We start from the raw sequence: 24,219 nt of genomic DNA, 5'->3' as shown, positions 1-24,219 counted from the left end.
TCCTCCGGGCCGGTATGTCCGGGACCTACGCCGAGGGCGTCCTGGCGTGCACGGCGTACGTCCGCAAGGGCGGGAACGCGGTGCTGACGGAGGACGTACGACAGGTACTGGGCCGTGCACCGCGTACCTATACCCGGTGGGCGTGCGATCACAAGGAGGCGTTCGCGCGGGACTGACGGCCGGCCCGCGGAGCCGGGGCGGTGACCGCGCGCCCCGGCCGCAGGAGCGCCGCCGCCAGCAGCAGAGCCGCCCCCGCGATGCCCGTGGCCACGGTGAACGCCAGTCGATAGCCGTCCGCCGTCGCCGCCACGGCGTGCTTGCCCCCGCCGATCAGCCGCTGCGTGCGGCTCGCCGCCAGCGTCGTCAGGACCGCGAGCCCCAGTGAACCGCCCACCACCTGGGTGGTGTTGAAGAGACCGGAAGCCAGTCCCGCGTCCTCCTCGCGGGCGCCCGACATGGCGAGCCCGGTCACCGCGGGCATCGCGGCTGCGAACCCGGCGGAGAGCAGGAGCAGCGGGGGGAGCACATCGGCGACGTACCTGCCGTCGACCGGAGCCCGGCTCAGCAGGGCCATGCCCGCCGTGATGAGGGCGAGCCCGGCGAGCAGTACGCGGTACGGGCCGAAGCGGGCGATCGTGCGCGCCGACAGGCCGAGCATCAGCACCCCGATCGCGATCGGCGCGGGCAGGAATGCCGTGCCGGTGAGCAACTCGCTGTAGCCCAGGACGCGTTGGAGGTACAGCGCACCGATGTACTGGAAGCCGTACATCCCCGCGATCATCAGGATCTGGACGCCGTTCGCGCTGGTCAGGGCGCGGGAGCGGAAGAGCCGCAGCCGCAGCAGGGGGCGGGCGGCCCGCGCCTGGCGGACGGTGAACGCCACGAAGAGGGCGAGCGAGACCGCCGCGAGGGTCAGGGTGCCGCCGAGCCCCCGGTCCCCGGCGCCCACGATCGCGTACACCGTCAGCATCAGCGCACCCGTGACCAGGGCCGCGCCGGGGTAGTCGGCGCCCCTGCCGAGACCGACTCCCTTGTCCGGGGCGAGAATCCGCAGTGCGGCGAGCCAGGCCACCACCCCGATGGGCAGGTTGATCAGGAAGATCCAGTGCCAGTTGAGCGCCTGCGTCAGAGCCCCGCCGAGAAACGTGCCGAGCGCCCCACCCGCCGCGCCGACGGCGCTGAACACCGCGATGGCACGGGCCTGTTCGCGCGGCTCGGGGAAGAGTGCCACGAGCATGCCGAGGACGACGGCGGAGGTCATGGCCCCGCCGACGCCCTGCAGCGCGCGGGCCGCGACGAGCGTGCCCTGGCCGGTGGCCACTCCGCACAGCACGGACGCCGCGGTGAACACCGCGAGCCCGGCGGCGAACATCCGCTTGCGGCCGACCAGGTCCCCGAGCCGCCCCACCAGGAGCAGCAGTCCGCCGAAGGGGATCAGATACGCGTTCACCACCCAGGCCAGCCCCGGTCCCGAGAAACCGAGATCGCTCTGGATCGCCGGCATCGCGACCGTGACGATGTTCCCGTCCAGGATCGTCATCAGCGTGCCCGCGCACAGGACGACGAGCGAGGCCCAGCGGGAGTACGTTCCTGGTGTCGATGGCGTGGGTGGCTCGGTCCGGGACAGCATGGCGACGACCTCCGTGTTCTCCGCAGGTGCACTCCATAGGTGCACGACTTGTAACGGGGTACATCGTGGGTGACCATGGAGACCGGTATAAGGAGGCACTTCGATGTCCCAGGGGAACACCGGTGTTACCTCGCAGGCAGTGCTCGCGCAGGCGTGCCCGGTCCGCGAAGTTCTTGACAGGGTCGCCGGAAAATGGAGCGTGCTGATCATCGTGGCCGCGGCGCACGGCCCCATCCGCTTCACCGAGTTGGAGCGGAGCGTGGAGGGAATCAGCCGCCGCATGCTGACCCTCACGCTGCGCAATCTGGAACGCGACGGACTTGTCACGCGGACCGTCCATCCCACGGTGCCGCCGAAGGTCGAGTACGAACTCACGCCGGTGGCCCGCGAGTTGCACGCGACCCTGCTGTCCCTGACCGACTGGGCCGAGCGGCACCGCGTGACCATCGCCGAGTCGCGCGCGGCCTACGACGCCCAGCACTCGCCGGAGTTGCTGGACGCGTAGGCCGGTTCCCTCAAGGGACCGCGAGCGCCTCGGTCGGCGACAGCCGCGACGCGCGGATCGCCGGATACGACCCGGCCAGGCCGCCGATCGCCGGGTGGACCCGATGCCGCTGGCCGGCGCCCACAGCGGCCCGACGGTCGGCCACCCCTGGTAGAGGGCGTACCCGGTGGTGACGGCCAGGCCCAGCAGGGACTCGGCGCGGAACTGCGCGTCGTCATCTCCAAGGGTGCGGCCCTCGGTTTGCCCATCGTCCACCCCATCGCCCGCGCCCACGACGGGGAGATCGTCGCCCGCCCACGCGAGGAGGGCGGCCTGACGGTGACCGTCACGCTGCCGCGATGCCCCGAGGACATGCGCCCGTGACGGCGACGGCTGGGCAAAGACTCATGCCCGTGACGGTCAGAGCCCGAAGAGCCGCGGATCGGTGGCCAGCGCCCGGAAGTACTCACGCGGGTCGGTGACCAGCCTGCGCTCCTTGAGGTCGAGCAGTCCGCCGACCGCGGAGATCTCGGCGGACACCGTGCCGTCCGTCTTCCGGATCGTCTGCTCGATGCGGAAGCTCTTGCCCTCGCCCCAGTGGAAGTCGCAGGTCACCTCGACCTCGTCCCCGGCGCGCAGCTCCCGTTTGTAGCGGATGGTGGTCTCCAGGGCCACCGGGCCCACGCCCTTGCCTATCAGCTCCGTCTGACCGATCCCGGCCGCTTGCAGCAGCGACCAGCGGGCGTGCTCGGCGTACTGCAGATACACGCTCTGGTTGAGGTGTCCCTGCACATCGGTCTCGTACCCGCGGACGGTCACTGCGACGGAAAACGGCTCTGTCACGACTTCCCCTTTTCAACGGCGGTCAGGACTGATCCATCCAACTCCCTTGTACCGCAAGCCATTCCGGCCCCCCTCCTCACACGCGTCGCGGCGAGGCGAGCACATACCGCGCCCCCGTACGCGGCTCCGTGTGCTCGCCCACCTGCCAGCCCGCCTTCTCCAGCGTGGCCGCGCAGGCCCGCAGCGCCCCGGAATCCGGCTCGCGCACGGCGACGGCCTCCGGTTGCGGTGTCGCCCGCACTCGGTAGCCGCCACCCTCCGTCCCCGCGGGCCGGTGCCCCGCGGCCTCCAGAGCGAGCGCGGCGGCCTGCACCAGATGCGTACGCTCCCACCCGCACGGACGGTCGATCTCACCGTCAGGATTGGTCATCCGGCGCAGCTCAAGCAGCCCCTCCCAGGCGCTGCGCACCTCGCGCATGCGTGACGGCCCCGCGCCGGTCGCCTCCTCGCCGCCGATCCGCGCGGCGAACACACCGGCCTCGGTCGCCGCGGGAGGCTCCGCGGCGGCGACCGGCTCGGGCGTCTCGCGTATGCGATGCCCTGCGGGGGTCAGAAAATGGTCGTGCGGCGGCCGTGGATGCCGGAAGGCCAGCCCGCGTTTGACCAGGGCGGCGAGCTGCGCCTCCGTGCCCTTCAGACGTCCGGTCACGGGGTCGGCGGCCTCGATGACACGTCGCTGCGCGGCGGTCGGCGGTCGAGTCATCTCGCACTCCCTCCCTCCACCGGTCGTCTCACGGCGGGCTGCCCTGCACCGGTCGTCTCACGGCGGGCTTCTCTCCGTCGCCCATCGTGTGACGACGCCGCGTGCTCCTCTGCGCCCGCCCCGTCGCTCAGTGCTCGCCCGGCCCCTCTCCCGCCGAGGAGAGCGGCTGATGGGAACAGTACGCGTCGGGTCTGACATTCCACCCGGCCACCACATGCCGCCGGTGCTCGGTGCTCAGCCGGCTCATCGTCCCGGTGCCGAGCTGGAACAGCGCGCCGTCCGAGGCGGGCAGCCCCAGCCGCCGGGCGGTGAGCACCCGCAGAAAGTGCCCGTGCGAGACGACCACGACACTGCCCTCCGCCTCGGCGAGCGCCGCGTCGATCTTGGCCAGCATCCGCTCCGCGCGCGCCCCGACCTCGTCCGGGCTCTCGCCGGGGTGCTCGGGCGGTCCGGCCGCGACCCCGTCCGAGAACAGGAACCAGTCGGGCCTGCTCCGGTGGATCTCGACGGTCGTGATCCCCTCGTACCCGCCGTAGTCCCACTCGGACAGATCCGCGTCCACCCGCGCCCCGCCGACCCCCGCCAGCCGCGCCGTCTCCCGCGCCCGCTGCATCGGGCTGACGAACGCCGCCGCGATGTGATGGCGTGCGATCAGCGGAGCCAGGCTCCGCGCCTGCTCCCGGCCCTTGTCGGTCAGCGGGATGTCGGTCGACCCGGTGTGCCGCCCGGACAACGACCACTCGGTCTCTCCGTGCCGTACGAGGAGGAGGTCACCCATCGCCGAACCCTTTCTGTCCCCTCGTACGGTGGCATCGACGGCCGACCGGCGCAGCCCCGGCTCGGCCGGGTGGCCCTACTGCCGGTACCCGCTCAGGAACCGCCCGATCCGGCTGATCGCCGCGTCCAGGTCGTCGGCGTGCGGGAGGGTGAGAATGCGGAAGTGGTCGGGGCGGGGCCAGTTGAAGCCGGTGCCCTGGACGACCTGGATCTTCTCGCGCAGGAGGAGGTCCAGGACGAACTTCTCGTCGTCGTGGATCTTGTGCACCTCGGGGTCGATACGCGGGAACGCGTACAGCGCGCCCTTCGGCTTGACGCACGAGACACCGGGGATCTCGTTGAGCTTCTCCCAGGCGCGGTTGCGCTGTTCGTGCAGGCGGCCGCCGGGGGCCGTCAGTTCATGGATGGACTGGCGGCCGCCGAGCGCGGCCTGAATGGCGTACTGGGCGGGCGCGTTGGCGCACAGCCTCATGGAGGCGAGCATGGTCAGGCCCTCCAGGTAGTTGCGCGCGTGCTGTTTAGGGCCCGTGACGACCAGCCATCCCGAGCGGAAGCCCGCCACCCGGTACGTCTTGGACAGGCCACAGAACGTGAGGACCACCAAGTCCGGGGCGAGCGCCGCGGCGGAGTGGTGCACCGCGTCGTCGTACAGGATCTGGTCGTAGATCTCGTCCGCGAACACCATCAGTCCATGTCGGCGGGCGAGGTCGAGGATGCCCTCGACGATCTCCTTCGGATACACCGCGCCCGTGGGGTTGTTGGGGTTGATGATGACGACCGCGCGCGTGCGGTCCGTGATCTTCGCCGCCATGTCGTCCAGGTCCGGGTACCAGTCCGACTGTTCGTCACAGAGGTAGTGCACCGCCTTGCCGCCGGCGAGGGTGGTGACCGCCGTCCAGAGCGGGAAGTCCGGGGCGGGGATGAGGACTTCGTCGCCGTCCTCGACCAGGGCCTGCACCGCCATCGACACCAGCTCGGAGACTCCGTTGCCGAGGAAGACATCGTCCACATCCACCTCCAGGCCCCGGTCCTGGTAGCGCTGGGCGACGGCCCGGCGGGCGGAGAGGATGCCGCGCGAGTCGGTGTAGCCGTGCGCCCGGGGCAGCATCCGGATCATGTCCTGGAGGATCTCCTCCGGCGCCTCGAAGCCGAAGAGCGCGGGGTTGCCGGTGTTGAGGCGCAGCACACTGTGGCCCGCCTCCTCCAGCGCGTTGGCGTGCTCGATCACCGGGCCGCGGATCTCGTAACAGACCTCGCTGAGCTTGCTCGACTGCCGGAACTCCATGCGCTGTGCCCTCCGGTTCGTGGTGTTGCTTGGTTTTACCAAGTTCGAGCTTGGAAAGTCCAACAAGATAGCTAGACTGCGCCGCATGTCACCTCGCCGAAGCTACGACCAGTACTGTTCCGCCGCCCGGGCACTCGATGCCGTCGGCGACCGGTGGACCCTCCTGATCGTCCGCGAACTGCTCGGCGGACCGCGCCGCTACACCGATCTGCACGCCGACCTGCCGGGCGTCAGCACGGACGTGCTCGCGTCCCGGCTCAAGGACATGGAGCGCGACGGGCTGACCACCCGGCGGCGCCTTCCGCCGCCGGGCGCGGCGTACGTCTACGAACTCACCCGACGGGGACGGGAGTTGCTGCCCGTGCTGCAGGCCCTGGGGGAGTGGGGGGCGCTCACGCTGGGGGAGCGGCGGCCCACGGATGCCGTGCGGGCGCACTGGTTCGCGCTGCCGTTGCTCCGGGGGCTTGAGGGGGAGGGGCTCGTCGAAGTGCGTCTGGACGAAGGGGAGTTCCATGTGTGGCTCGGGGCCGGGGAGGGGCCGGTCTACGGGGACGGGCCCGCCCCGGAGGAGCCGGATGCCCGGCTGACGCTCGACACGGAGACGTGCGAGGCCGTGAGTCGCGGGGCGGTGGCGCTGCTGGACGCGGTGCGTGCGGGGCGCGTTGAGGTGACGGGGGAGGGCACGGTGGCCAAGGTGCTGCGGGAGGCGTGACGCGGGAGGGGGTTACCGCTCCCACCGCCCCCCGGCCCGCACTTGGGGGCTGCCGCCTTCCAGACCCCCGTATCGCGCTTCGCACTCGTCCTCGAACGCCGGGCGGGCTGAAGATCTTCGGCCCGCCCGGCGTTCCTTGAAGAGTCAGGCGCCCGGCGGCACCCGCGAAGGCCGTCCCGCCCCGCGTGTCAGCGCGTACCCGCCGATGCCCGCGAGGGCCGCGAGGATGCCGCCGATCGCGGTCCACACCCAACGGTCGGACCACCAGCCGGAGGTCCAGCCGTCGTCGGGTTCGAGCGAGGACAGTGCGGCCGTCGACGAGTCGGAGTCCGCGTCGGACTTCTCGGCGCTCGTCGCGATGCCCGGGACGAGCGGCTCGGCGAGCGCGCCGTCGACCGCCGCCGAGCCGCCGATGTCCTTGGAGTCCACCTTGACCTCGGTGCTCACCGGCAGGCCCAGTTCGGACGCCCCCAGACCCGTGGCGGTCAGCCGGATGTAGTACGTGCCCGGCAGCGGGTCGTTGGCCCAGGTGTCCGACCAGGCGCGGACGGTGCGCAGGGTGCAGGACAGGTCCACGGAGGCCGCGTCCCGCGCCGCCGTCCGCGTCTGGGCCCCGTACTGGCACGCCTGGCGGCGCCGCAGCCCGTCGTACACGTCGATCTGCCAGGTCTCGGCGGCGTTCCGCGTGGAGGCCTCGGGCAGCTTCACCGTCGCTTTCACGGTGGGCCGCTGCCCGGCGTCCGCGGGGAACGACCAGTACAGGTAGTCACCCGTGGAGCCGCTCGCGGTGGCCTCTTGACCCTGCTCGATCTCGGTCGCCGTACGGAACGACGTACCGGCCTCGGTGGGCGCGCCGCCGTCGTCCGACGGACTCGCCGAAGCCGAGGGCGAGGAGTCCGCGACGGCAGGAGCGGCCGGGACGCCGAGCAGAACGGGAGCCACGGTGGCGCCCAGCATGAACGCCGTCGTCGTCAACACACGTCGGATACGCATCAGTTGGTCCTCCAGACCGCGACCCGCCAGCGCGAGATCCAGCCCCACAGCACACCCGCGAGGAAGCCGGTGAGTACGAGGGCGCCGAGCAGCCACCAGCCGCGGCCGAGTCCGAACGAGGCCACGTCGCCCGCCTTGTCGGGCCCGTCGACGACGTCGACCGTCAGCTCCAGCGGCAGACCGGGCGTCGTCTTCACGCTCGCGCCGGCCGAGAACGCATGCGACACCTGGAGGCACACGACCTCGGCGGTGGCGTTCTCGTCGTCGCTCTCGGCCTTCGGGTAGCGCAGACCGGTCGAGATGACGTCGGTGCGTCCGTTGCCCGCCGCCTCGCCACGGACGATCTCGCGACCGTGCACGGTGACGGCCCGCAGCAACACCCCGTAGTCGGGGTTGACTTCGCGGTCCGCCGCGACGCTCACCGAGGCCCGCAGCTCCTGGCCCGGCTCGACGTTCACGCGGTACCAGCGGTGCTGCGCGAACTCCTCACGGTCGGTGTAGAGGCCCGACTTGAGGGTGGGCGCCTTCGCGCACTCGGCGGCGCCTTCCACGGCGACCGGCGTCACCACCGGATCGGCGGCCCGGTCGACCAACTGGCCCACGCGGTCGGCGAGTTCCTCCTTGTGCCGGACCGACGTGTACGTGCCGCCGGTCGCGTCAGCGATGCAGCTGAGCTGGTCACGGGTCTTGGCGTCGGGCACCAGACCGAGCGTGTCGATGGTGAGGCCGATGCCCTTGGCCGCGATCTCGCGAGCCACCTCGCACGGGTCGAGCGGCTGGCAGGTGTCCTCGCCGTCGCTGATCAGCACGATGCGCCGGGTGCCCTCGCCGCCGTCGACGTCGTCGGCCGCTTTGAGCAGCGCCGGACCGATCGGCGTCCAGCCGGTGGGCGTGAGGGTCGCGACCGCGGTCTTCGCCTCGGTGCGGTCCAGGGTCCCCACCGGGTACAGCTGCGCCGTGTCCTTGCAGCCCGTCTTGCGGTCATTTCCCCGGTAGTTGGCGCCGAGGGTGCGGATGCCGAGCTGCACCTCCTCCGGCGTCGCGTCGAGCACCTCGTTGAACGCCTGCTTCGCCGCGGCCATCCGCGACCCGCCGTCGATGTCCCGAGCCCGCATCGAACCGCTGACGTCCAGCACGAGTTCGACCTTGGGAGCGGCCTGCTCCGCCGTTTCGTCGGCGACCGCTCCGGCCGGGAAGGCGATCCCGGCCGTCAGGGCGGCAAGCAGGGCGCAGACTCCTGCTGCCAGCCGTTGTCTTGTGATCATCGGCGGATCCTATTGATCAAAGGTGCCGCGCTTCAAAACGATCTTCAAACCGGGCTTCGACGAGTTCTTGCCCGTGCTCCAAAACCTGCTCCAAAACGTGCTGCCTCGAGGCGTGCCTCAAGCCGTCCCTCAAGACGTGCGGCCGCCGGAGCCGAGCCCCGCGAGCGGGTTGGGCAACCACGCCCAGATGTCTCCGGGCGTTTCCGGCGACAAGCGCATCAAGGTCAACGCCTTGGTGGGCAGCGGTTCGTCGCGGAGGGCCGCGAGATCGGCGCTGGCCGGCAGATCCCGTACGACGGTGTCCAGTGCCGCGCGCAGAGCGGCCGTCGAACCCGCCGTCGCCCCCAACGTGCCGCCGACGAGCGAGCCGAAGAGCTTGCGGCGCAGCGTGGTCTCGTCGTCCGTCACGATCCGGCCGGTCAGCGCCGGGGCCGGGATGCCGTGGTGGGCCAGGCGGGCCGGGCTGATCCGGATGTCGGCCAGGTCGCGGTAGATCAGTCGGAGCGGGGTGCCCGCTGGGGAGAGGACCACCAACAGGTTCTGACCGTGTGCCTCCAGGGCCACGCCCAGGTCGAGCAGCCGCAGCCCGACGGTGAGGACGAGTCGGGTGAACTCGCCCAGCCAGGCGGGGTCTTCGGCCAGGCCGGTCAGGGGAAGGGCGGCCACCGGGACGACCTGCTCGCCCGGCCGCGCGTACTCGTCCGGGGACTCCCGCAACACGGCGGCCAGATCAGGGCTGTTGGCGGTGACGGCGCCCAGGGTCCGGGTGATGTGCAGCGGCATGTCCAGGCGATCGGCCACCGCGTCCATGAACGCCGAGACGGTCTCGGCCGTTTCGACCGAGTACACCGAGATGTCGCGCACCGAGGAGGTCAGCCGAGCGCTGAGCGCGGTCTTGACGTGCGGGCCGTCCGGCAGGGCGAGGGTGCGCAGGGACATCAACGGATGGGCGGTGAGCCTGTCCTGGACCGGCCGGTCCAGCACATGGGCCGACTGCCAGGGGTGGACCGGAATCAGAACGCGCTCCCCGTCCCGCAGCCACTTCGGCCACTCGCCCGTGACGAGGCAGTCGTCCGCGGCCACCAGCCCCAGCTCCACGAGCGGCCGGTGCTCCGGCGCGTACGCGAGCTGCTCGGCCGCCGAGAACCCGGGCCGTGAACGGCAGTTGGGGTGATACGGATGCCCGTCGACGACGCGCTGCTCCCAGGTCCGGCTCGGCACGGACTCGGCCGCGTCGCGCGAGGCCGGCTGCCCCGCGCGGGACAGCGCCAAGGAGGCCACGCTGTTGTCCAGCTCGGCGGCGAAGGCGGGACCGTGCGGGACCGCGAGGGCTTCCAGGAGCCGGGCCGGGTGAAGGTACGCCTTGTCGTCGAGGCGCACCTCGGTGACGTACGCGGTGGTGGCGTACGGGTCCGCGTACGGGCCGTGCAGCCGGCGGCCGTCGGTCAGACGGAGCGTGAGACCGTCGTGGCCCGGGTCGCGGCGCGCGATCCACGGCAGCGGCTCATGCGCCAGCGCCCGCCACAGACGGGTCAGCACGGCCGCCCGGGCGCCGGGCAGCGCCTGCGCGTACGGCGCCGACAGGCCGGGGCGTACGACGTTCAGCTCGTCGGCCAACGCCGCCTCGGCCTCGGGCGTGGGGGGACGGTGCACGGTCGGGCTCCTTGGGTACGGGGACTGCGTCGCGGTCGTCCGCGACGGCAGACATACTGATCACCAGTGCACCGTATGGACGAATGGATCGCGTGGACTCATGCCCCCCAAGCTCTCCCCGCTCGACAGGGGCGACACGGACGAGGCCGCCGACGCGTACGCCTCCGCGCCACTGCTCAATTGTCTCCTGCGGGAAGTGGGGGAGCCCGCGCAGGACGCGGGCGTGTTCCGGCTCCGGGCCAGTGGCCGACTGCTGCGCGTGCGGGGTGCTCGGCGGCCCATGGAACCCGAGGTCTACGCGGGCGGCGCCTGGCACCGGCTCACCCACCCCGAGCTGGTCAAACTCACCGCCGAGGAACTGCGCCGCTGCACCGGCCTGTCCAACTCCGAGCTGCCCGCCGAGATGATCGACAGCCGGGACGCGGTGGCCGCGCTGCTCACCGCGCGCGGCCGCACGACACCGCCCGAGGACCCGTATCTGCGCTCCGAACAGTCCCTGATCACCGGGCACCCGCACCACCCCGCGCCCAAGGCCCGCGGCGGCGGCCCGGTCACCGGCTGGCTGCCGTACGCGCCCGAGGCGTACGCCCGCTTCCCGCTGGACCTGCTCGCCGTGCGGGCTGACGCGGTCGTGGAGGAGGGCGACACGACGGCGCTCGACGCCCTCGGCAGGACCCCGCCCGGCTACCGGCTGCTGCCCGCCCACCCCTGGCAGCTAGACCTGGTCGGCGCCCGCCCGGAGATCCGGGACGCCTTCGCGGACGGCCGGCTGCTACGCCTGGGGCGCACCGCACGGCTCCTGTGGCCGACAGCCGCCGTCCGCACGCTGTACGCGCCCGAGGGCGATCTGTTCGTGAAGTTCAGCCTCGACGTGCGCATCACCAACGACATTCGCCGGCTGTGGCGGCACGACCTGCTGAAAATGCTGCGTACCGATGAGGCGACCGCCACGGCCTTCGCCGCAGTGCCGGGTCCCGCGGCCTGGCTGAGTGACCGCGGCTACCGCACCGTCGACTTCGCCTTCGAGGAACTTGCCGTCCTCGTCCGCGACGGACTGCACGAGCACTTGGTGCCGGGCGCGACCCCGCTCCTCGCGGCCGCCCTGGTGGAAGGCTTCGACGGCAGCCCCCTCGACCGGCTCACCGACCCCTCTTCCTGGTGGGCGGCGTATCTGCGCCAGATGGTGCCCCCGGTGCTGGAGGCGTTCGCGCGGCACGGAGTCGTCGTCGAGGCGCATGTGCAGAACTCGCTGGTCGCCGTCGACGCCTACGGCATACCCGTGCAGGCACTCTTCCGGGACGCCGAGGGCGTGAAGCTGCTGTCCGGGGTGACGCGCGCGGCCGGCTGGGAACGCCTCGTGTACTGCCTGATCGTCAACCACCTCACCGAACTCGCCGCGCTCCTCGTCGAGCGCCACCCGGGCCTCGACCCGTGGCCCGCCGTACGACGGGAGCTGATCCGCTACGACACGGAGCGCGGCCTCCCCGAGATCGCGGACCTGCTCTCCTCGCCGACCCTGCCCGGCAAGACGAACCTCCTGCTGCGGTGGACGGGCGCGGACGGCGCGGACGCGCGGTATGTGCCGCTGCCCAACCCGCTGCGGGAGACGTCGAGTTGATCGTCCGCCCGGAGTGAAGGGCGTGACTTGCGATCATGGCCGGGGCCGGGCGGCGCGGAGATGCCGATCACCTGTCCCGTCCGCTGCCTTAGGCTGGCCGGTGTGCTGCGCGACGTGACCGCTGTTCGATACGTGACCCCGCTGAGGGCGGGCGGCTCCGTGCCCGGAGTCGTCGAGGCCGATGACCTGGGCACGTACGTCGTGAAGTTCACGGGCTCCGCGCAGGGCCGCAAGGCGCTGGTCGCCGAGATCATCGTCGGTGAGCTGGCGCGCGCCCTCGGGCTGAGGTTCCCCGAGCTGGTCCTCGTGCACTTCGACCCGGCGGTGGGCGAGCACGAGCCTCACCAGGAGGTCCAGGACCTCCTGCGCTCCAGCGCCGGCCTCAACCTCGGCATGGACTATCTGCCGGGCGCGAAGGACTTCACTCCGGAGATCGCCAAGACGTTCCCCGTCGACCCGCTGGAGGCGGGCAAGGTGATCTGGCTCGACGCCCTCACGGTCAACGTGGACCGCACGGTGCACAGCTCGAACCTGATGATCTGGCCCACCTTCGGCATCGCGCCCCCGCGGCTGTGGCTCATCGACCACGGCGCCGCCCTGGTCTTCCACCACCGCTGGGACGCCTCGGCACCGGAGAAGTCGTACGACTTCCGGCGCCACGCCCTCGGTGGCCACACCCCGGACACGCGGGCGGCGGACGCCGCACTCGCCCCCTTGGTGACCGAGGAACTCCTGCGCTCGGTCCTGGCCGAGGTGCCCGACGCCTGGCTCACGGAAGAGCCCGGTTTCACCACCCCCGACGCGGTGCGCGAGGCCTACGTCGGCTATCTCCATGCCCGCGTGCGGGCCTCCGCGGCCTGGCTGCCCACGGACTTCCCCACCCGGGAGGAGCTCGCCGCCGAAGACGCCCACCGCGCGGCGAAAACCCAGGAAGGCCGGCCGGACTGGCTGAAGCGGGTCCCGGACCTGCACGGCAAACCGGCGGCGGAACAGGATTGGTCGGTACACCTCGGATGACAGAGATGCACCGCGTTCAGATCGAGTACTGCACCCAGTGCCGCTGGCTGCCTCGCGCCGCCTGGCTGGCCCAGGAACTGCTCACGACGTTCGAGACCGAGCTGACGGAGCTGTCCCTGAAGCCCGGCACCGGCGGTGTCTTCGTCGTACGGGTCGACGACGAGGTCGTCTGGGACAGGCGGGAGCAGGGCTTCCCGGAACCCACCGCGGTGAAGCGCCTCGTACGCGACCGAGTGGCCCCGGGAAAGTCCCTGGGCCACTCGGACAAGTGACGGTTCAGCCGGCCAGCTGCTCGTAGGCGGGCAGCGTCAGGAAGTCCGCGTAGTCCTCGTCGAGCGCGACCTCCAGGAGCAGGTCGTGGGCCTGCTGCCAGTGGCCGGCCGCGAAGGCCTCCTCGCCGATCTCGGCGCGGATGTTCGCCAGCTCCTCGGCGGCGACCTCGCGGGCCAGTTCCGGCGTGGCCTTCACGGACTTTCCTTCGTGCTCGAACTCGACGCCCGCGTTGATCCACTGCCAGATCTGCGAGCGGGAGATCTCGGCGGTGGCCGCGTCCTCCATCAGATTGAAGATGGCGACCGCGCCGAGGCCGCGCAGCCAGGCCTCGATGTAGCGGATGCCGACCTGGACGGCGTTGACCAGACCGTCGTACGTGGGCCTGGCGTCCAGGGAATCGATGGCGGTCAGGTCTCCGGCGGCGACGGAGACGTCCTCACGCAGCCGGTCCTTCTGGTTGGGCTTGTCGCCGAGGACCGCGTCGAAGGAGGCCATCGCGATCGGCACCAGGTCCGGGTGGGCCACCCACGACCCGTCGAAGCCGTCGTTCGCCTCGCGGTCCTTGTCGGCCTTGACCTTCTCGAAGGCAACCTTGTTGACCTCTTCGTCGCGACGCGAGGGGATGAACGCCGCCATGCCGCCGATCGCGTGCGCACCGCGCTTGTGGCAGGTGCGGACGAGCAGCTCGGTGTACGCGCGCATGAACGGGGCCGTCATCGTGACCGCGTTGCGGTCCGGGAGCACGAACTTCTGGCCGCCGTCACGGAAGTTCTTGACGATGGAGAAGAGGTAGTCCCAGCGGCCTGCGTTCAGCCCGGAGGCGTGGTCGCGGAGTTCGTAGAGGATCTCCTCCATCTCGTACGCGGCCGTGATCGTCTCGATCAGGACGGTCGCGCGGACCGTGCCCTGCGGGATGCCGATGTAGTCCTGCGCGAAGACGAAGACGTCGTTCCAGAGGCGGGCCTCCAGGTGGGACTCGGTCTTCGGGAGGTAGAAGTACGGGCCCTTGCCGAGGTCGAGCAGGCGCTGCGCGTTGTGGAAGAAGTAGAGGCCGAAGTCGACGAGCGCGCCCGGCACGGGCTTGCCGTCCGCGTCGAGGAGGTGGCGCTCGTTCAGGTGCCAGCCGCGCGGCCGCATGACGACCGTCGCGAGCTCGTCGTTCGCCTTCAGGGCGTACGACTTGCCGGACTTCGGGTCGGTGAAGTCGATGTTCCGGGTGTACGCGTCGATCAGGTTGAGCTGGCCGAGGACCACGTTCTCCCAGGTGGGCGCGGAGGCGTCCTCGAAGTCCGCGAGCCACACCCGGGCGCCCGAGTTGAGGGCGTTGATGGTCATCTTGCGGTCGGTGGGGCCGGTGATCTCGACACGACGGTCGTTCAGGGCGGCCGGAGCGGGAGCCACCTTCCAGGAGTCGTCCGCGCGGATCGCGGCGGTCTCCGGAAGGAAGTCGAGCGTGGAGGTGCGGGCGATCTCGGCGCGGCGCTGCGCGCGGCGGGCGAGGAGCTCGTCACGCCGGGGCGTGAACAGCCGGTGCAGCTCGGCCACGAAGGCGAGGGCCGCTTCGGTGAGGACCTCTTCCTGCCGGGGCAGGGGCTCGGCGTCGACGATGGCCAGCGGGGACGGCGCTGGTGCGGACATGAGCTGTCACTTCCTTCAGCGAGCTGCGTACTTACGGCACTGGGTGCCACGGGCACCGGATGCGGCTGACCGCGCCTTCGGGGCGGTCCAGCGCTTCTGAGCAGTGGATACTAGTTTCCTCATGGTGGAAGTTCAATGGTTTGTTGATGTCGAGATTCTCTGAGTCGAGGCAAGGTGGCGCTCGGTGCCACCATGCTTACTCAAGGTGGATCAGATCGCCTTCCGTGTCGATGTCGTACGCCTGTGCCACATCGCCGCACTCGACGAGCGTGATCGCGTCCTCGTGCGCCTTCAGGTAGGCGCGTGCCCCGCGGTCACCGGTGGCGGTCGCCGCGATCCCGGCCCAGTGCCCGGCGCCGAAGAGCACCGGGTGGCCGCGCTCTCCGTGGTACGCCGCCGCCGCGAGTGACAGGGGCGACTCGTAGGCGGCCAGTACCCGGGCCACCGCCTCCTGCCCGATCCCGGGCTGATCGACGAGTGACACCAGAGCGGCCCGCGCCCCCGTGCCGGCCAGCGAGTCCAGTCCCGCCCGCAGCGAGGAGCCCATCCCCTCCTCCCACTCCGGGTTGTCGACGAGGACGCAGCCCGGCAGTTCCGCCCGCTCCCGTACGGCGTCGGCCTGGGCGCCCAGCACCACATGGACCCGGGTGCAGCCCCCCGCACGCAGGACGTCGACCGCGTGTTCGACAAGGGGGCGCCCCCGGTGGGACAGGAGTGCCTTGGGGCGACCTCCGAGGCGCCGTCCGCCGCCGGCCGCCAACAACAGCCCGGCCACCTGGTCTTTGTTCTCCGTCATGTCCCCTGCATACCCGACCCTGCCGGAGCGCGCCCCGGAACCAGGGCGGGCCCTGTGGTGACCATGGGCTGAATTTCGGTCCGCGGAGTGGCGCCGGGCGCACGGGGTGGCGTTTACTGGCCCGCGTCCCCCGGCGCCCGACCACCGCCAAGGGGAGCTGGGGCCGACGTACGAAGGACTGACGCACGAAGGCGTGCGAGGGGGAGAGCTGTGTTGCGGAGCTTGGGGCAGAGGCCAGTGACCGGCAGGGACGAGGATCCGAGGGTGGCGGAACTGAGCACCGCCGTCTCCCGGCTGCGCCGTGCACTCGCCGCGCACCCGGCCGAGTTCCCCGACCGCGGCATAGCCGAGGACGAACTCGCGGCCCTCGCCGCGATGGCCGTCAGCGGCATCCCCGAGATCCCCCGGCTGCGTCGCTCCCTGCTCCTGATCGCGGGCGCGATCGGCTCGGTCAGCGCACTGGCGACGAGCCTCGCCGATGTCCGCAGCGCGGTGGAGCTGTTCGGAGAAGCGCCGCGGCGACAGCCGTAGACCTCCGGCTCGGCCGGTTCAGCCTCTCCGGATGACCCCTCGCTCCGTGGCCACCGCCACCGCCGCCGTGCGCGAATCCACGCCCAACTTGGCGTAGATGTGCACCAGATGGGACTTCACTGTCGCCTGACTCAGGAACAGTCGCTTGCTGATCTGATGGTTGGAGAGACCGTCCTTGACCAGTTCTAGTACCTCCAGTTCGCGGCGGCTCAGGGCGGCCGCCGGGGTGCGCATCCGGTCCATCAGGCGGTCGGCGACCGAGGGAGCGAGAGCAGAGTGGCCCGAGGCGGCGGTGCGGACCGCGGCGGACAGCTCCTCGGGTGGGGCGTCCTTGAGGAGGTAGCCGGCCGCGCCCGCCTCGACCGCCGCGAGGATGTCCGCGTCGGTGTCGTAGGTGGTCAGCACCAGGACGCGGGGCGCGCCGGGGCGGGCCGTGATCGCCGCAGTGGCCTGCGCGCCGTGCATGCCGGGACCGAACTGCAGGTCCATGAGCACGACGTCGACGCCGCCCGCTCCGGCGCGGTCGACCGCCGCCTCCGCCGTCGGTGCCTCCGCGACGATCTCGAAGTCCGGCTCCGCGGACAGGACGGCGCGCAGCCCGGCGCGTACGACGGGATGGTCGTCCGCGAGCAGCAGACGGATGGTCATGCGCGGCTCCCGACGGAACGCGCGGAGGGGAGCCGGAGGGGCACTCGGTCCCTGGTGAGGGCCGGATCTCCGGCGACGGCGGGCTCTCCCGCACTGGTCGGCTTCCGGGTGGCGGGCGGTTCTCCGGTACTGGTCGGCTTCCGGGTGGCGGGCGGTTCTGCAGTACCGGTTGGCTTCTTGGGGACGGGCGACGCTCCCGTACCGGTCGGCTCCTCGGTGAGGGTCGGCTTTCCGGTACCGGTCGGCTTCTCCGTACCGGCCGGGTTCCCGGTGATGGGCAGCGGGAGTGTGACCGCCACCGCCGTGCCCTGGCCCGGCGCCGACTCGACGGTGAACGTCCCGCCCAGCGACTCCGCGCGCGAGCGCATCGCGGGAAGACCGAAACCGCCGTCCTCGCGGGCCCCCTCGGGCCGCACGGTATCGGGGGCGAAGCCCACGCCGTCGTCCACGACATCCAGGGCGACCGCCGTGTCCATGAAGCTGAGGGTGATCTCGGCGCGGCCTGCGCGCGCGTGGCGCAGCGTGTTGCCGAGGGCCGACTGGGCGATCCGCAGGAGGGCCACTTCGTACGGGGTCGGGAGCTCGGCCGGGGGGCCGCTCACCGAGAAGTGGATCCTCGGGGTGTCGACGGCGGCCGACCGGCACAGCCGCTCCAGGGCTCCGGCGAGCGAACCGCGTTCGAGGTCGGGCGGGGTGAGGGCGCGGACGAAGCGGCGGGCCTCGGCGAGGTTGTCCTGGGCCGTCGAGCGGGCCTGTTCGATGTGCGGGGCCGCCCGGGAGTCCGCGGGCAGCAGGCGCTGGGCGGCGCGCAGCAGCAGCTGGATGCTGGACAGGCCCTGCGCGAGCGTGTCGTGGATCTCGTGAGCGAGCCGCTCCCGCTCGGCGAGCGTGCCCGCGGTGCGCTCGGCGTCGGCCAGCTCGGCGCGGGTGGCGATCAGCTCCTCGATGAGCTCCCGGCGGCGCTCGCTCTCCCGGTACAGCGCCTCGTACCCGAGGACCGTGGCCACCGCGACCGCCGCCCCGAGGAGCGGGCCGATGAAGGCGCCCGGCGTGATGTGCGAACCGTGCGCCAGGAAGCTCGCGATGGCCGCCGCGGCGGTCAGGGCGACCGCGGGCAGACTCCAGCGCACGGGCAGCAGGTGCAACTGCAGGAAGTAGAGCGGGAACGCCACCCACAGGCCGTCCGGCGACAGGGTGAGGAGCACCAGCCAGCTCGCGCTCAGGGCGGCCAGCCACACCGCGGCCGTACGCCGAGAGCGGTGCACCGCCGGGGTGCACACGCCCGCCGCGAACACCGTGCCCGTCCCGAGGGCCGACAGCACGACGGCCAGGGGCTGCGCGCTGTCCCCGGAACGGACCGCGGCCAGCGCGAGGAGCCCCGCGAGCAGCGCGTACAGGCACAGGCGCAGGGTGGCGACGACGGGGGAGTGGCGGCGGACGTCCATGGTCGTTCCAGGGTAGGCGGGGCCGGGCGGGGCCCGGTCAACCGAAAGTTTGAATGTGGGGTGCGTACTTCGGCGGCGCGGGGTTCCGCCCTTCGACAGACCCGGCTCGCTCCTTCGATTCGGGTGAACCGTGCCGTGGCGCGATGCCCCGGACGCGGCCCGGGCCGCAGGGTGGGGGCATGTTCGTCGCATGGAGAGACCTCCGGTTCGCCAAGGGGCGGTTCACCCTCATGGGGGCCGTGGTCGTGTTGATCACCCTGCTCGTGGGGCTGCTGTCCGGGCTGACCGCCGGGCTCGCCGAGGAGAACACTTCGGCGATCACCGGCCTGCCCGCCGACCACCTCGCCTTCGCCGTGCCGCCCGACGGCCAGTCGGTGACCTTCACCGGCTCGACGGTGCCCCCGCGCGCTTGGCGGACCTGGGCCGAGCGTCCGGGCATCATCTCGGCGGAGCCGATCGGCGTGCGCACGCTGAACGCGGTCGCCGGGAACCGTACGGCCGCGGTGTCGACCTTCGCCGTCGAGCCGGGCTCCGGGATCGCTCCCCGCGGCGTCGGCCCCGACCGGATCGTGCTCTCCGAGAAGGCCGCCGGTGAACTCCGCGTCGAGGTCGGCGACCGCGTACGGCTCGGCGGCACCGAGCGGACCGTCGCGGCGGTCGCGGGCGACGCCTCGTACAGCCATACACCGGTGGTGTGGACGGCCCTGTCCGGTGACGCCACCGTGGTCGCCCTCCGCACCGACGGAACCGACCTCACGGCGGGGGACCGGGTCGCCGGTACCAAGACCCTCACCAAGGACGCCGCCCTCACCGCGATCGGCTCCTACCGCGCGGAGAACGGCTCGCTGCAGCTCATGCGCGGATTCCTCTTCGTCATCTCGGCGCTCGTCATAGGGGCGTTCTTCACGGTCTGGACGATCCAGCGCTCCGGCGACATCGCCGTACTGAAGGCACTGGGCGCCTCGACGCCGTATCTGCTGCGCGACGCGCTCGGGCAGGCAGTGCTGATGCTCACGGCCGGGACGCTCCTCGGCACGGGGCTCGCCACCGCCATCGGCGGACTCGTGCGGGGTGGCGATGTGCCGTTCCTTCTCGACACGCCGACAGTCCTCGGGCCCGCCGCCGTGATGATCGCTCTGGGGGCGCTCGGCGCGGGCCTGTCCATCCGACGGATCACAGCCGTCGACCCGCTGACCGCGCTGGGGAGCGCTCGATGATCACGTCGCGAAGCGCCCGTTGACCACGCCGCGAAGCGCTCGTTGACCGCGCCGAAAAGTGCCTGATGACCACGCCGGGGAGTGCTCGACTACCACGCCGCGAAGCCCCCGTTGACCACGCCGGGAAGTGCCTGATGTCCACGCCGCGAAGCCCCCGTTGACCACGCCGGGAAGTACTTGATGACCACGCTGGGAAGAGACCGATGAGCCTGACTCTGGACGACATCACGCTTACCTATCCGGACGGCGAGGGCCGCCTGACCGCCCTCGACCGGGTCGGCCTCGACGCCCCGGCCGGGACCATGACGGCGATCGTCGGCCCGTCCGGCTCCGGCAAGTCCAGCCTGCTCGCCGTCGCCGCGACCCTGGCCACGCCGGACCACGGACGCGTCCTCGTGAGCGGTACGGAGACGGGGACGCTGAGCCCCGCCGAGCGAGCCGTGCTGCGGCGGCGGGAGATCGGCATCGTCTTCCAGCAGCCGAACCTGCTGCCCTCGCTGACGGCGCTGGAACAGCTCCAGGTGATGGGCCACCTCGACGGACGACGCCACGTGGCGGACCGAGCAAGGGAGTTGCTGGCCGCGGTGGGGCTCGCGGAGCTGGCGCACCGGCGGCCGCACCAGCTCTCCGGCGGTCAGCGGCAGCGCGTGAACATCGCCCGCGCGCTGGTCAACGAGCCGTCCGTGCTCCTCGTCGACGAACCGACCAGCGCGCTCGACCACGAGCGGGGCGCGGCCGTCCTGGACCTCCTGGTCCGGCTCACCCGGGAGCGCGCCACCGCCACCGTCCTGGTGACGCACGACCGCGCCCACCTCGGGGAGGCGGACGCGGTACGGGAGATGGCCGACGGCCGGATCGACGCGCCGCCTCGGCGGGCGGCGGACGACCGGGAACGGCGGGCCGGCGACAGACGGCCGACAACGGATGATCGGCGACAGGCGGCCGGCGCCTGAGGGGACGGCCCGATCAGGCCCCGGGCCCCGAGCTCGCCAGCGCCTCCGACAGCTCGACCGCGACCTGCTGCAGCACGGGCACGATCTTGTCCGTGGCCGCCTCGGTGACACGGCCCGCCGGGCCGGAGATCGAAATGGCGGCGGCGGTGGGGGAGTCGGGCACGGAGACGGCCAGGCAGCGGACCCCTATCTCCTGCTCGTTGTCGTCGACCGCGTAGCCGAGCCGGCGCACCTCGTCGAGTGCGTCGAGGAAGCCGTCAGGCGTGGTGATGGTCTTCTCCGTCGCGGCGGGCATGCCCGTACGGGCCAGCAGCGCGCGCACCTCGTCGGCCGGGGTGTGCGCGAGCAGCGCCTTGCCCACGCCCGTGGAGTGCGGCAGCACGCGACGGCCCACCTCGGTGAACATCCGCATCGAGTGCTTCGACGGCACCTGCGCGACGTAGACGATCTCGTCCCCGTCGAGCAGCGCCATGTTCGCCGTCTCGCCGGTCTCCTCCACGAGGCGTGCCAGGTAGGGGCGGGCCCAGGTGCCGAGCAGTCGGGAGGCGGACTCACCGAGCCGGATCAGGCGGGGGCCGAGCGCGTATCGGCGGTTGGGCTGCTGGCGTACGTATCCGCAGGCCACCAGCGTGCGCATGAGCCGGTGGATGGTGGGCAGCGGCAGGCCGCTGCTCGCGGAGAGCTCGCTCAGGCCGACCTCGCCCCCGGCGTCCGCCATACGCTCGAGCAGGTCGAAGGCGCGCTCGAGGGACTGGACGCCGCCACTGGGGGCGGATGTTTTGGCGGCGTCGGTGGTGCTGGCGCTGGACGTCGGCACGGGCGCGGTCCTTTCAAGGCTCAGAATCGAGAGGTGCGGCCCGCAGGGCCTCGAAGAGGGTGGTGGCGGGTGATCGGGTGGGCAGATGCAGCCTACCCGGCAGTCGGTTGACTGCCTGGTTGTGTGTAGCTACGTTCTGCTTCACGGAATTCTAATTCCGCCTTGTGGAAACGTCCAGAGGTTGTGCAGCGGGGGCAGAGTGGAGGGGTGTGCCCTTGACTGTGCGAAGGCCGGAGTGAAGACTCCTTCAACAGAACGTTGAATTTCGTTACGTGGACGTGAACCCGCGGTATCGGGAGTCAACAGCGGCAGAGAGAGGGGTCCGGGTGTCCGACGTCGAACTGGTGCTGCGCTCGACGCGCGTCATCACTCCCGAAGGGACGCGCGCCGCATCGGTCGCGGTCGCCGCGGGGAAGATCACGGCCGTGCTCGCGCACGACGCCGAGGTACCGGCCGGTGCACGCTTCGAGGACTTCGGCGACGATGTCCTGCTGCCCGGCCTCGTCGACACCCACGTCCATGTGAACGACCCTGGCCGCACGGAGTGGGAGGGCTTTTGGACCGCGACGCGCGCCGCGGCCGCCGGTGGCATCACCACCCTCGTCGACATGCCGCTCAACTCCCTCCCGCCGACGACGACGGTCGACAACCTCCGTACCAAGAAGGACGTCGCCCGCTCCAAGGCGCACATCGACGTCGGCTTCTGGGGCGGCGCCCTGCCCGGCAACGTCAAGGACCTGCGGCCGCTGCACGACGCGGGCGTCTACGGCTTCAAGGCGTTCCTGTCGCCCTCGGGCGTGGACGAGTTCCCCGAGCTGGACCAGGACCAGCTCGCCCAGTCCCTCGCCGAGATCGCCGGCTTCGGCGGCCTGCTGATCGTGCACGCCGAGGACCCGCACCACCTCGCCGCCGCCCCGCAGAAGGGTGGCCAGAAATACGCCGACTTCCTCGCCTCGCGCCCGCGCGACGCCGAGGACACCGCCATCGAGAACCTCATCGCCCAGGCCAAGCGGCTCGACGCGCGCGTGCACGTGCTGCACCTGTCGTCCAGTGACGCGCTGCCGCTGATCGCCGCCGCCAAGGCCGAGGGCGTACGGCTCACCGTGGAGACCTGCCCGCACTACCTGACGCTCACCGCCGAGGAAGTCCCCGACGGTGCCAGCGAGTTCAAGTGCTGCCCGCCCATCCGTGAGGCCGCCAACCAGGACCTGCTGTGGCGGGCGCTCGCCGAGGGCACCATCGACTGCGTCGTCACCGACCACTCGCCGTCGACGGCCGACCTGAAGACCGACGACTTCGCCACCGCGTGGGGCGGCATCTCCGGCCTGCAGCTCAGCCTCTCCGCCGTCTGGACGGAGGCCCGCAAGCGCGGCCACGGCCTGGAGGACGTGGTCCGCTGGATGTCCTCGCGCACCGCGCAGCTGGTCGGCCTCGACGACCGCAAGGGCGCCATCGAGGCCGGCCGCGACGCCGACTTCGCGGTCCTCGCGCCCGACGAGACCTTCACCGTGGACCCCGCGGCGCTCCAGCACCGCAACCACGTCACGGCGTACGCGGGCAAGACCCTCAGCGGCGTCGTCAAGTCCACCTGGCTGCGCGGCGAACGCATCGTGGCCGAGGGCGAGTTCGGCGAGCCGACCGGACAGCTCCTGACCCGCCACCCGTAAATCGCGCACCCGCCCCGCACCCGCAGCGGCCGACCCTCGAAAGGCAGACCTGATCACCGTGACGGCGATACCTCATTTCACCGGCGACGCGAACCCCTACGGAGGAGGCGACCCGTACGCGGACTACCGCACCGCCGACTTCCCCTTCACCCAGTACGCCAACCTCGCCGACCGGCAGCTCGGCGCGGGTGTCATCGCCGCCAACGACGAGTTCTTCGCCCAGCGGGAGAACCTTCTCGTGCCCGAGGCCGCCGAGTTCGACCCCGAGCACTTCGGCCACAAGGGCAAGATCATGGACGGCTGGGAGACGCGGCGGCGCCGTGGCGCCTCGGCAGAACATCCGTGGCCCACGGCGGAGGACCACGACTGGGCGCTGGTCCGCCTCGGCGCGCCCGGCGTGATCCGCGGGATCGTGGTCGACACGGCCCACTTCCGCGGCAACTACCCGCAGGCGGTGTCGGTCGAGGGTGCGTCGGTACCCGGCTCCCCGTCTCCCGAGGAACTCCTCGCCGACGACGTGAAGTGGACGACGCTCGTGCCGCGCACGGCGGTCGGCGGCCACGCGGCGAACGGCTTCGCCGTCGCCGTCGAGCAGCGCTTCACGCACCTGCGCGTCAACCAGCACCCCGACGGCGGTATCGCCCGCCTGCGGGTGTACGGCGAGGTCGTGCCCGACCCGACGTGGCTGTCGGTCCTCGGCACCTTCGACGTCGTCGCCCTGGAGAACGGCGGTCAGGTCGAGGACGCGTCCAACCTCTTCTACTCGCCCGCCACCAACACCATCCAGCCGGGCCGGTCCCGCAAGATGGACGACGGCTGGGAGACGCGTCGCCGCCGCGACACCGGGAACGACTGGATCCGGTACCAGCTCGTCGGCCAGTCCGAGATCCGTGCGATCGAGATCGACACGGCGTACTTGAAGGGCAACTCGGCCGGGTGGGCGTCGGTGTCGGTGAAGAACGGCGCCGACGGCGACTGGACGGAAATCCTCCCCCGCACCCGCCTCCAGCCCGACACCAACCACCGCTTCACCCTCGCGGCCAACACCGTCGCCACCCACGCGCGCGTGGACATCTTCCCCGACGGCGGCATCTCCCGACTGCGCCTGTACGGCTCCCTGACGGCCGAGGGCGCATCCCGCCTGGCGGCCCGCCACCAGGAACTCGGCGGCTGACTTCAGGGGCGCGGGGAACTGCGCAGTCTTTTGGCGCGGGGCCGGGGGCGCAGCCCCCAGGGACGGACGGGACGGGTAGG

Annotated in this window: 24 protein-coding genes and 1 pseudogene; 12 read left to right on the top strand and 13 right to left on the bottom strand. The window is 71.6% G+C overall.

Annotated elements, in window-relative coordinates:
- Positions 1-14: 14 nt before the first annotated feature.
- A complete protein-coding gene (locus ACIBK0_RS42995; protein WP_399092959.1) occupies positions 15-176 on the top strand; it encodes a hypothetical protein in 162 nt (53 codons plus the stop codon).
- On the opposite strand, the gene ACIBK0_RS42990 is transcribed toward ACIBK0_RS42995, so the two are convergent.
- Positions 149-1,630, bottom strand: a complete 1,482-nt coding sequence (locus ACIBK0_RS42990; protein WP_399092956.1) for an MFS transporter — start codon at positions 1,628-1,630, stop codon at positions 149-151. The genes ACIBK0_RS42995 and ACIBK0_RS42990 overlap by 28 nt on opposite strands.
- Positions 1,631-1,733: 103 nt before the next feature.
- On the opposite strand from ACIBK0_RS42990, the gene ACIBK0_RS42985 reads away from it, so the two are divergent.
- Entirely contained in the window at positions 1,734-2,135 is a 402-nt protein-coding gene (locus tag ACIBK0_RS42985) for a winged helix-turn-helix transcriptional regulator (RefSeq protein WP_369250113.1), read from the top strand.
- A 240-nt stretch (positions 2,136-2,375) separates the two neighbouring features.
- Positions 2,376-2,498 (top strand): hypothetical protein, encoded by a 123-nt coding sequence (locus ACIBK0_RS42980; RefSeq protein WP_399092953.1) that lies wholly within the window; start codon positions 2,376-2,378, stop codon positions 2,496-2,498.
- A gap of 36 nt (positions 2,499-2,534) precedes the next feature.
- Here ACIBK0_RS42980 and ACIBK0_RS42975 read toward each other — a convergent pair whose 3' ends face one another.
- The 4 genes from ACIBK0_RS42975 to ACIBK0_RS42960 form a co-directional block, all read right to left on the bottom strand.
- Positions 2,535-2,957, bottom strand: coding sequence for an acyl-CoA thioesterase (locus tag ACIBK0_RS42975; RefSeq protein ID WP_399092950.1), 423 nt, complete (start codon positions 2,955-2,957; stop codon positions 2,535-2,537).
- A gap of 76 nt (positions 2,958-3,033) precedes the next feature.
- Positions 3,034-3,660 carry a hypothetical protein gene (locus ACIBK0_RS42970; RefSeq protein WP_399092947.1) on the bottom strand — a complete coding sequence of 209 codons (627 nt, stop codon included), beginning with the start codon at positions 3,658-3,660 and terminating at the stop codon, positions 3,034-3,036.
- A 127-nt stretch (positions 3,661-3,787) separates the two neighbouring features.
- A complete protein-coding gene (locus ACIBK0_RS42965; protein ID WP_399092945.1) occupies positions 3,788-4,438 on the bottom strand; it encodes a histidine phosphatase family protein in 651 nt (216 codons plus the stop codon).
- Between the two features lie 75 nt (positions 4,439-4,513).
- Positions 4,514-5,722 carry a pyridoxal phosphate-dependent aminotransferase gene (locus ACIBK0_RS42960; RefSeq protein ID WP_399092942.1) on the bottom strand — a complete coding sequence of 403 codons (1,209 nt, stop codon included), beginning with the start codon at positions 5,720-5,722 and terminating at the stop codon, positions 4,514-4,516.
- Positions 5,723-5,807: 85 nt separating this feature from the next.
- Here ACIBK0_RS42960 and ACIBK0_RS42955 point away from each other — a divergent pair, with 85 nt between their 5' ends.
- Positions 5,808-6,434 (top strand): winged helix-turn-helix transcriptional regulator, encoded by a 627-nt coding sequence (locus tag ACIBK0_RS42955; RefSeq protein ID WP_399092939.1) that lies wholly within the window; start codon positions 5,808-5,810, stop codon positions 6,432-6,434.
- A gap of 144 nt (positions 6,435-6,578) precedes the next feature.
- Here ACIBK0_RS42955 and ACIBK0_RS42950 read toward each other — a convergent pair whose 3' ends face one another.
- From ACIBK0_RS42950 to ACIBK0_RS42940, 3 genes are all read right to left on the bottom strand, one after another.
- Positions 6,579-7,427 carry a hypothetical protein gene (locus tag ACIBK0_RS42950; protein ID WP_399092937.1) on the bottom strand — a complete coding sequence of 283 codons (849 nt, stop codon included), beginning with the start codon at positions 7,425-7,427 and terminating at the stop codon, positions 6,579-6,581.
- The gene (locus tag ACIBK0_RS42945) at positions 7,427-8,692 is read right to left on the bottom strand and encodes a VWA domain-containing protein (protein ID WP_399092934.1); all 1,266 of its coding nucleotides are present in this window, start codon (positions 8,690-8,692) and stop codon (positions 7,427-7,429) included. The genes ACIBK0_RS42950 and ACIBK0_RS42945 overlap by 1 nt, the downstream gene beginning before the upstream one ends.
- A gap of 129 nt (positions 8,693-8,821) precedes the next feature.
- Positions 8,822-10,345 carry an IucA/IucC family protein gene (locus ACIBK0_RS42940; protein ID WP_399092931.1) on the bottom strand — a complete coding sequence of 508 codons (1,524 nt, stop codon included), beginning with the start codon at positions 10,343-10,345 and terminating at the stop codon, positions 8,822-8,824.
- Between the two features lie 100 nt (positions 10,346-10,445).
- Between ACIBK0_RS42940 and ACIBK0_RS42935 the strand changes: the two genes are divergently transcribed.
- The 3 genes from ACIBK0_RS42935 (at position 10,446) to ACIBK0_RS42925 (ending at position 13,252) form a co-directional block, all read left to right on the top strand.
- Positions 10,446-11,963, top strand: coding sequence for an IucA/IucC family protein (locus ACIBK0_RS42935; RefSeq protein ID WP_399092928.1), 1,518 nt, complete (start codon positions 10,446-10,448; stop codon positions 11,961-11,963).
- Positions 11,964-12,065: 102 nt separating this feature from the next.
- Complete coding sequence (locus ACIBK0_RS42930; RefSeq protein WP_399092925.1) at positions 12,066-12,980, top strand: HipA family kinase; 915 nt, start codon at positions 12,066-12,068, stop codon at positions 12,978-12,980.
- Positions 12,977-13,252: a SelT/SelW/SelH family protein gene (locus ACIBK0_RS42925; RefSeq protein ID WP_399092922.1), complete on the top strand. Its 276-nt coding sequence runs from the start codon at positions 12,977-12,979 to the stop codon at positions 13,250-13,252. Before ACIBK0_RS42930 ends, ACIBK0_RS42925 begins: the two co-directional genes overlap by 4 nt.
- A gap of 4 nt (positions 13,253-13,256) precedes the next feature.
- On the opposite strand, the gene aceB is transcribed toward ACIBK0_RS42925, so the two are convergent.
- Positions 13,257-14,891, bottom strand: a complete 1,635-nt coding sequence (aceB, locus tag ACIBK0_RS42920) for a malate synthase A (protein ID WP_399092919.1) — start codon at positions 14,889-14,891, stop codon at positions 13,257-13,259.
- A gap of 196 nt (positions 14,892-15,087) precedes the next feature.
- Complete coding sequence (locus tag ACIBK0_RS42915; RefSeq protein WP_399092916.1) at positions 15,088-15,687, bottom strand: NTP transferase domain-containing protein; 600 nt, start codon at positions 15,685-15,687, stop codon at positions 15,088-15,090.
- 210 nt (positions 15,688-15,897) lie between these two features.
- Here ACIBK0_RS42915 and ACIBK0_RS42910 point away from each other — a divergent pair, with 210 nt between their 5' ends.
- A complete protein-coding gene (locus tag ACIBK0_RS42910; RefSeq protein ID WP_399092913.1) occupies positions 15,898-16,218 on the top strand; it encodes a DUF5955 family protein in 321 nt (106 codons plus the stop codon).
- Positions 16,219-16,236: 18 nt separating this feature from the next.
- On the opposite strand, the gene ACIBK0_RS42905 is transcribed toward ACIBK0_RS42910, so the two are convergent.
- Positions 16,237-16,866, bottom strand: a complete 630-nt coding sequence (locus ACIBK0_RS42905) for a response regulator (RefSeq protein WP_399092910.1) — start codon at positions 16,864-16,866, stop codon at positions 16,237-16,239.
- Between the two features lie 257 nt (positions 16,867-17,123).
- Positions 17,124-18,311, bottom strand: a pseudogene (locus ACIBK0_RS42900) (sensor histidine kinase); the annotation flags it as partial.
- Positions 18,312-18,490: 179 nt separating this feature from the next.
- Here ACIBK0_RS42900 and ACIBK0_RS42895 point away from each other — a divergent pair.
- Positions 18,491-19,528, top strand: a complete 1,038-nt coding sequence (locus tag ACIBK0_RS42895; protein WP_399092907.1) for an ABC transporter permease — start codon at positions 18,491-18,493, stop codon at positions 19,526-19,528.
- A 203-nt stretch (positions 19,529-19,731) separates the two neighbouring features.
- Positions 19,732-20,481: an ABC transporter ATP-binding protein gene (locus tag ACIBK0_RS42890; RefSeq protein ID WP_399092904.1), complete on the top strand. Its 750-nt coding sequence runs from the start codon at positions 19,732-19,734 to the stop codon at positions 20,479-20,481.
- Between the two features lie 13 nt (positions 20,482-20,494).
- Here ACIBK0_RS42890 and ACIBK0_RS42885 read toward each other — a convergent pair whose 3' ends face one another.
- Entirely contained in the window at positions 20,495-21,298 is an 804-nt protein-coding gene (locus ACIBK0_RS42885; protein WP_399092901.1) for an IclR family transcriptional regulator, read from the bottom strand.
- A 326-nt stretch (positions 21,299-21,624) separates the two neighbouring features.
- Here ACIBK0_RS42885 and allB point away from each other — a divergent pair, with 326 nt between their 5' ends.
- Together allB and alc are read left to right on the top strand one after the other, a co-directional pair.
- Positions 21,625-22,965 carry an allantoinase AllB gene (allB, locus tag ACIBK0_RS42880; protein WP_399092898.1) on the top strand — a complete coding sequence of 447 codons (1,341 nt, stop codon included), beginning with the start codon at positions 21,625-21,627 and terminating at the stop codon, positions 22,963-22,965.
- A gap of 58 nt (positions 22,966-23,023) precedes the next feature.
- On the top strand, positions 23,024-24,139 hold the full coding sequence (gene alc, locus ACIBK0_RS42875; protein ID WP_399092895.1) for an allantoicase: 1,116 nt from the start codon (positions 23,024-23,026) through the stop codon (positions 24,137-24,139).
- The last annotated feature ends 80 nt before the right edge of the window (positions 24,140-24,219 follow it).

Source organism: Streptomyces sp. NPDC050564 (genome assembly GCF_044457265.1).
Taxonomy (GTDB): Bacteria; Actinomycetota; Actinomycetes; order Streptomycetales; family Streptomycetaceae; genus Streptomyces.
The sequence above is the reverse complement of the archived record's forward strand: the minus strand, read 5'-3'. Positions and strand labels throughout refer to the sequence as shown.

What these genes read in the sequence shown, in the direction of transcription:
- ACIBK0_RS42995 (WP_399092959.1), top strand. Translation starts at nt 15, where the DNA reads ATGTCCGGGACCTACGCCGAGGGCGTCCTGGCGTGCACGGCGTACGTC.
- ACIBK0_RS42990 (WP_399092956.1), bottom strand. Translation starts at nt 1,630, where the DNA reads ATGCTGTCCCGGACCGAGCCACCCACGCCATCGACACCAGGAACGTAC.
- ACIBK0_RS42985 (WP_369250113.1), top strand. Translation starts at nt 1,734, where the DNA reads ATGTCCCAGGGGAACACCGGTGTTACCTCGCAGGCAGTGCTCGCGCAG.
- ACIBK0_RS42970 (WP_399092947.1), bottom strand. Translation starts at nt 3,660, where the DNA reads ATGACTCGACCGCCGACCGCCGCGCAGCGACGTGTCATCGAGGCCGCC.
- ACIBK0_RS42965 (WP_399092945.1), bottom strand. Translation starts at nt 4,438, where the DNA reads ATGGGTGACCTCCTCCTCGTACGGCACGGAGAGACCGAGTGGTCGTTG.
- ACIBK0_RS42960 (WP_399092942.1), bottom strand. Translation starts at nt 5,722, where the DNA reads ATGGAGTTCCGGCAGTCGAGCAAGCTCAGCGAGGTCTGTTACGAGATC.
- ACIBK0_RS42955 (WP_399092939.1), top strand. Translation starts at nt 5,808, where the DNA reads ATGTCACCTCGCCGAAGCTACGACCAGTACTGTTCCGCCGCCCGGGCA.
- ACIBK0_RS42950 (WP_399092937.1), bottom strand. Translation starts at nt 7,427, where the DNA reads ATGCGTATCCGACGTGTGTTGACGACGACGGCGTTCATGCTGGGCGCC.
- ACIBK0_RS42945 (WP_399092934.1), bottom strand. Translation starts at nt 8,692, where the DNA reads ATGATCACAAGACAACGGCTGGCAGCAGGAGTCTGCGCCCTGCTTGCC.
- ACIBK0_RS42935 (WP_399092928.1), top strand. Translation starts at nt 10,446, where the DNA reads ATGCCCCCCAAGCTCTCCCCGCTCGACAGGGGCGACACGGACGAGGCC.
- ACIBK0_RS42925 (WP_399092922.1), top strand. Translation starts at nt 12,977, where the DNA reads ATGACAGAGATGCACCGCGTTCAGATCGAGTACTGCACCCAGTGCCGC.
- aceB (WP_399092919.1), bottom strand. Translation starts at nt 14,891, where the DNA reads ATGTCCGCACCAGCGCCGTCCCCGCTGGCCATCGTCGACGCCGAGCCC.
- ACIBK0_RS42915 (WP_399092916.1), bottom strand. Translation starts at nt 15,687, where the DNA reads ATGACGGAGAACAAAGACCAGGTGGCCGGGCTGTTGTTGGCGGCCGGC.
- ACIBK0_RS42905 (WP_399092910.1), bottom strand. Translation starts at nt 16,866, where the DNA reads ATGACCATCCGTCTGCTGCTCGCGGACGACCATCCCGTCGTACGCGCC.
- ACIBK0_RS42895 (WP_399092907.1), top strand. Translation starts at nt 18,491, where the DNA reads ATGTTCGTCGCATGGAGAGACCTCCGGTTCGCCAAGGGGCGGTTCACC.
- ACIBK0_RS42890 (WP_399092904.1), top strand. Translation starts at nt 19,732, where the DNA reads ATGAGCCTGACTCTGGACGACATCACGCTTACCTATCCGGACGGCGAG.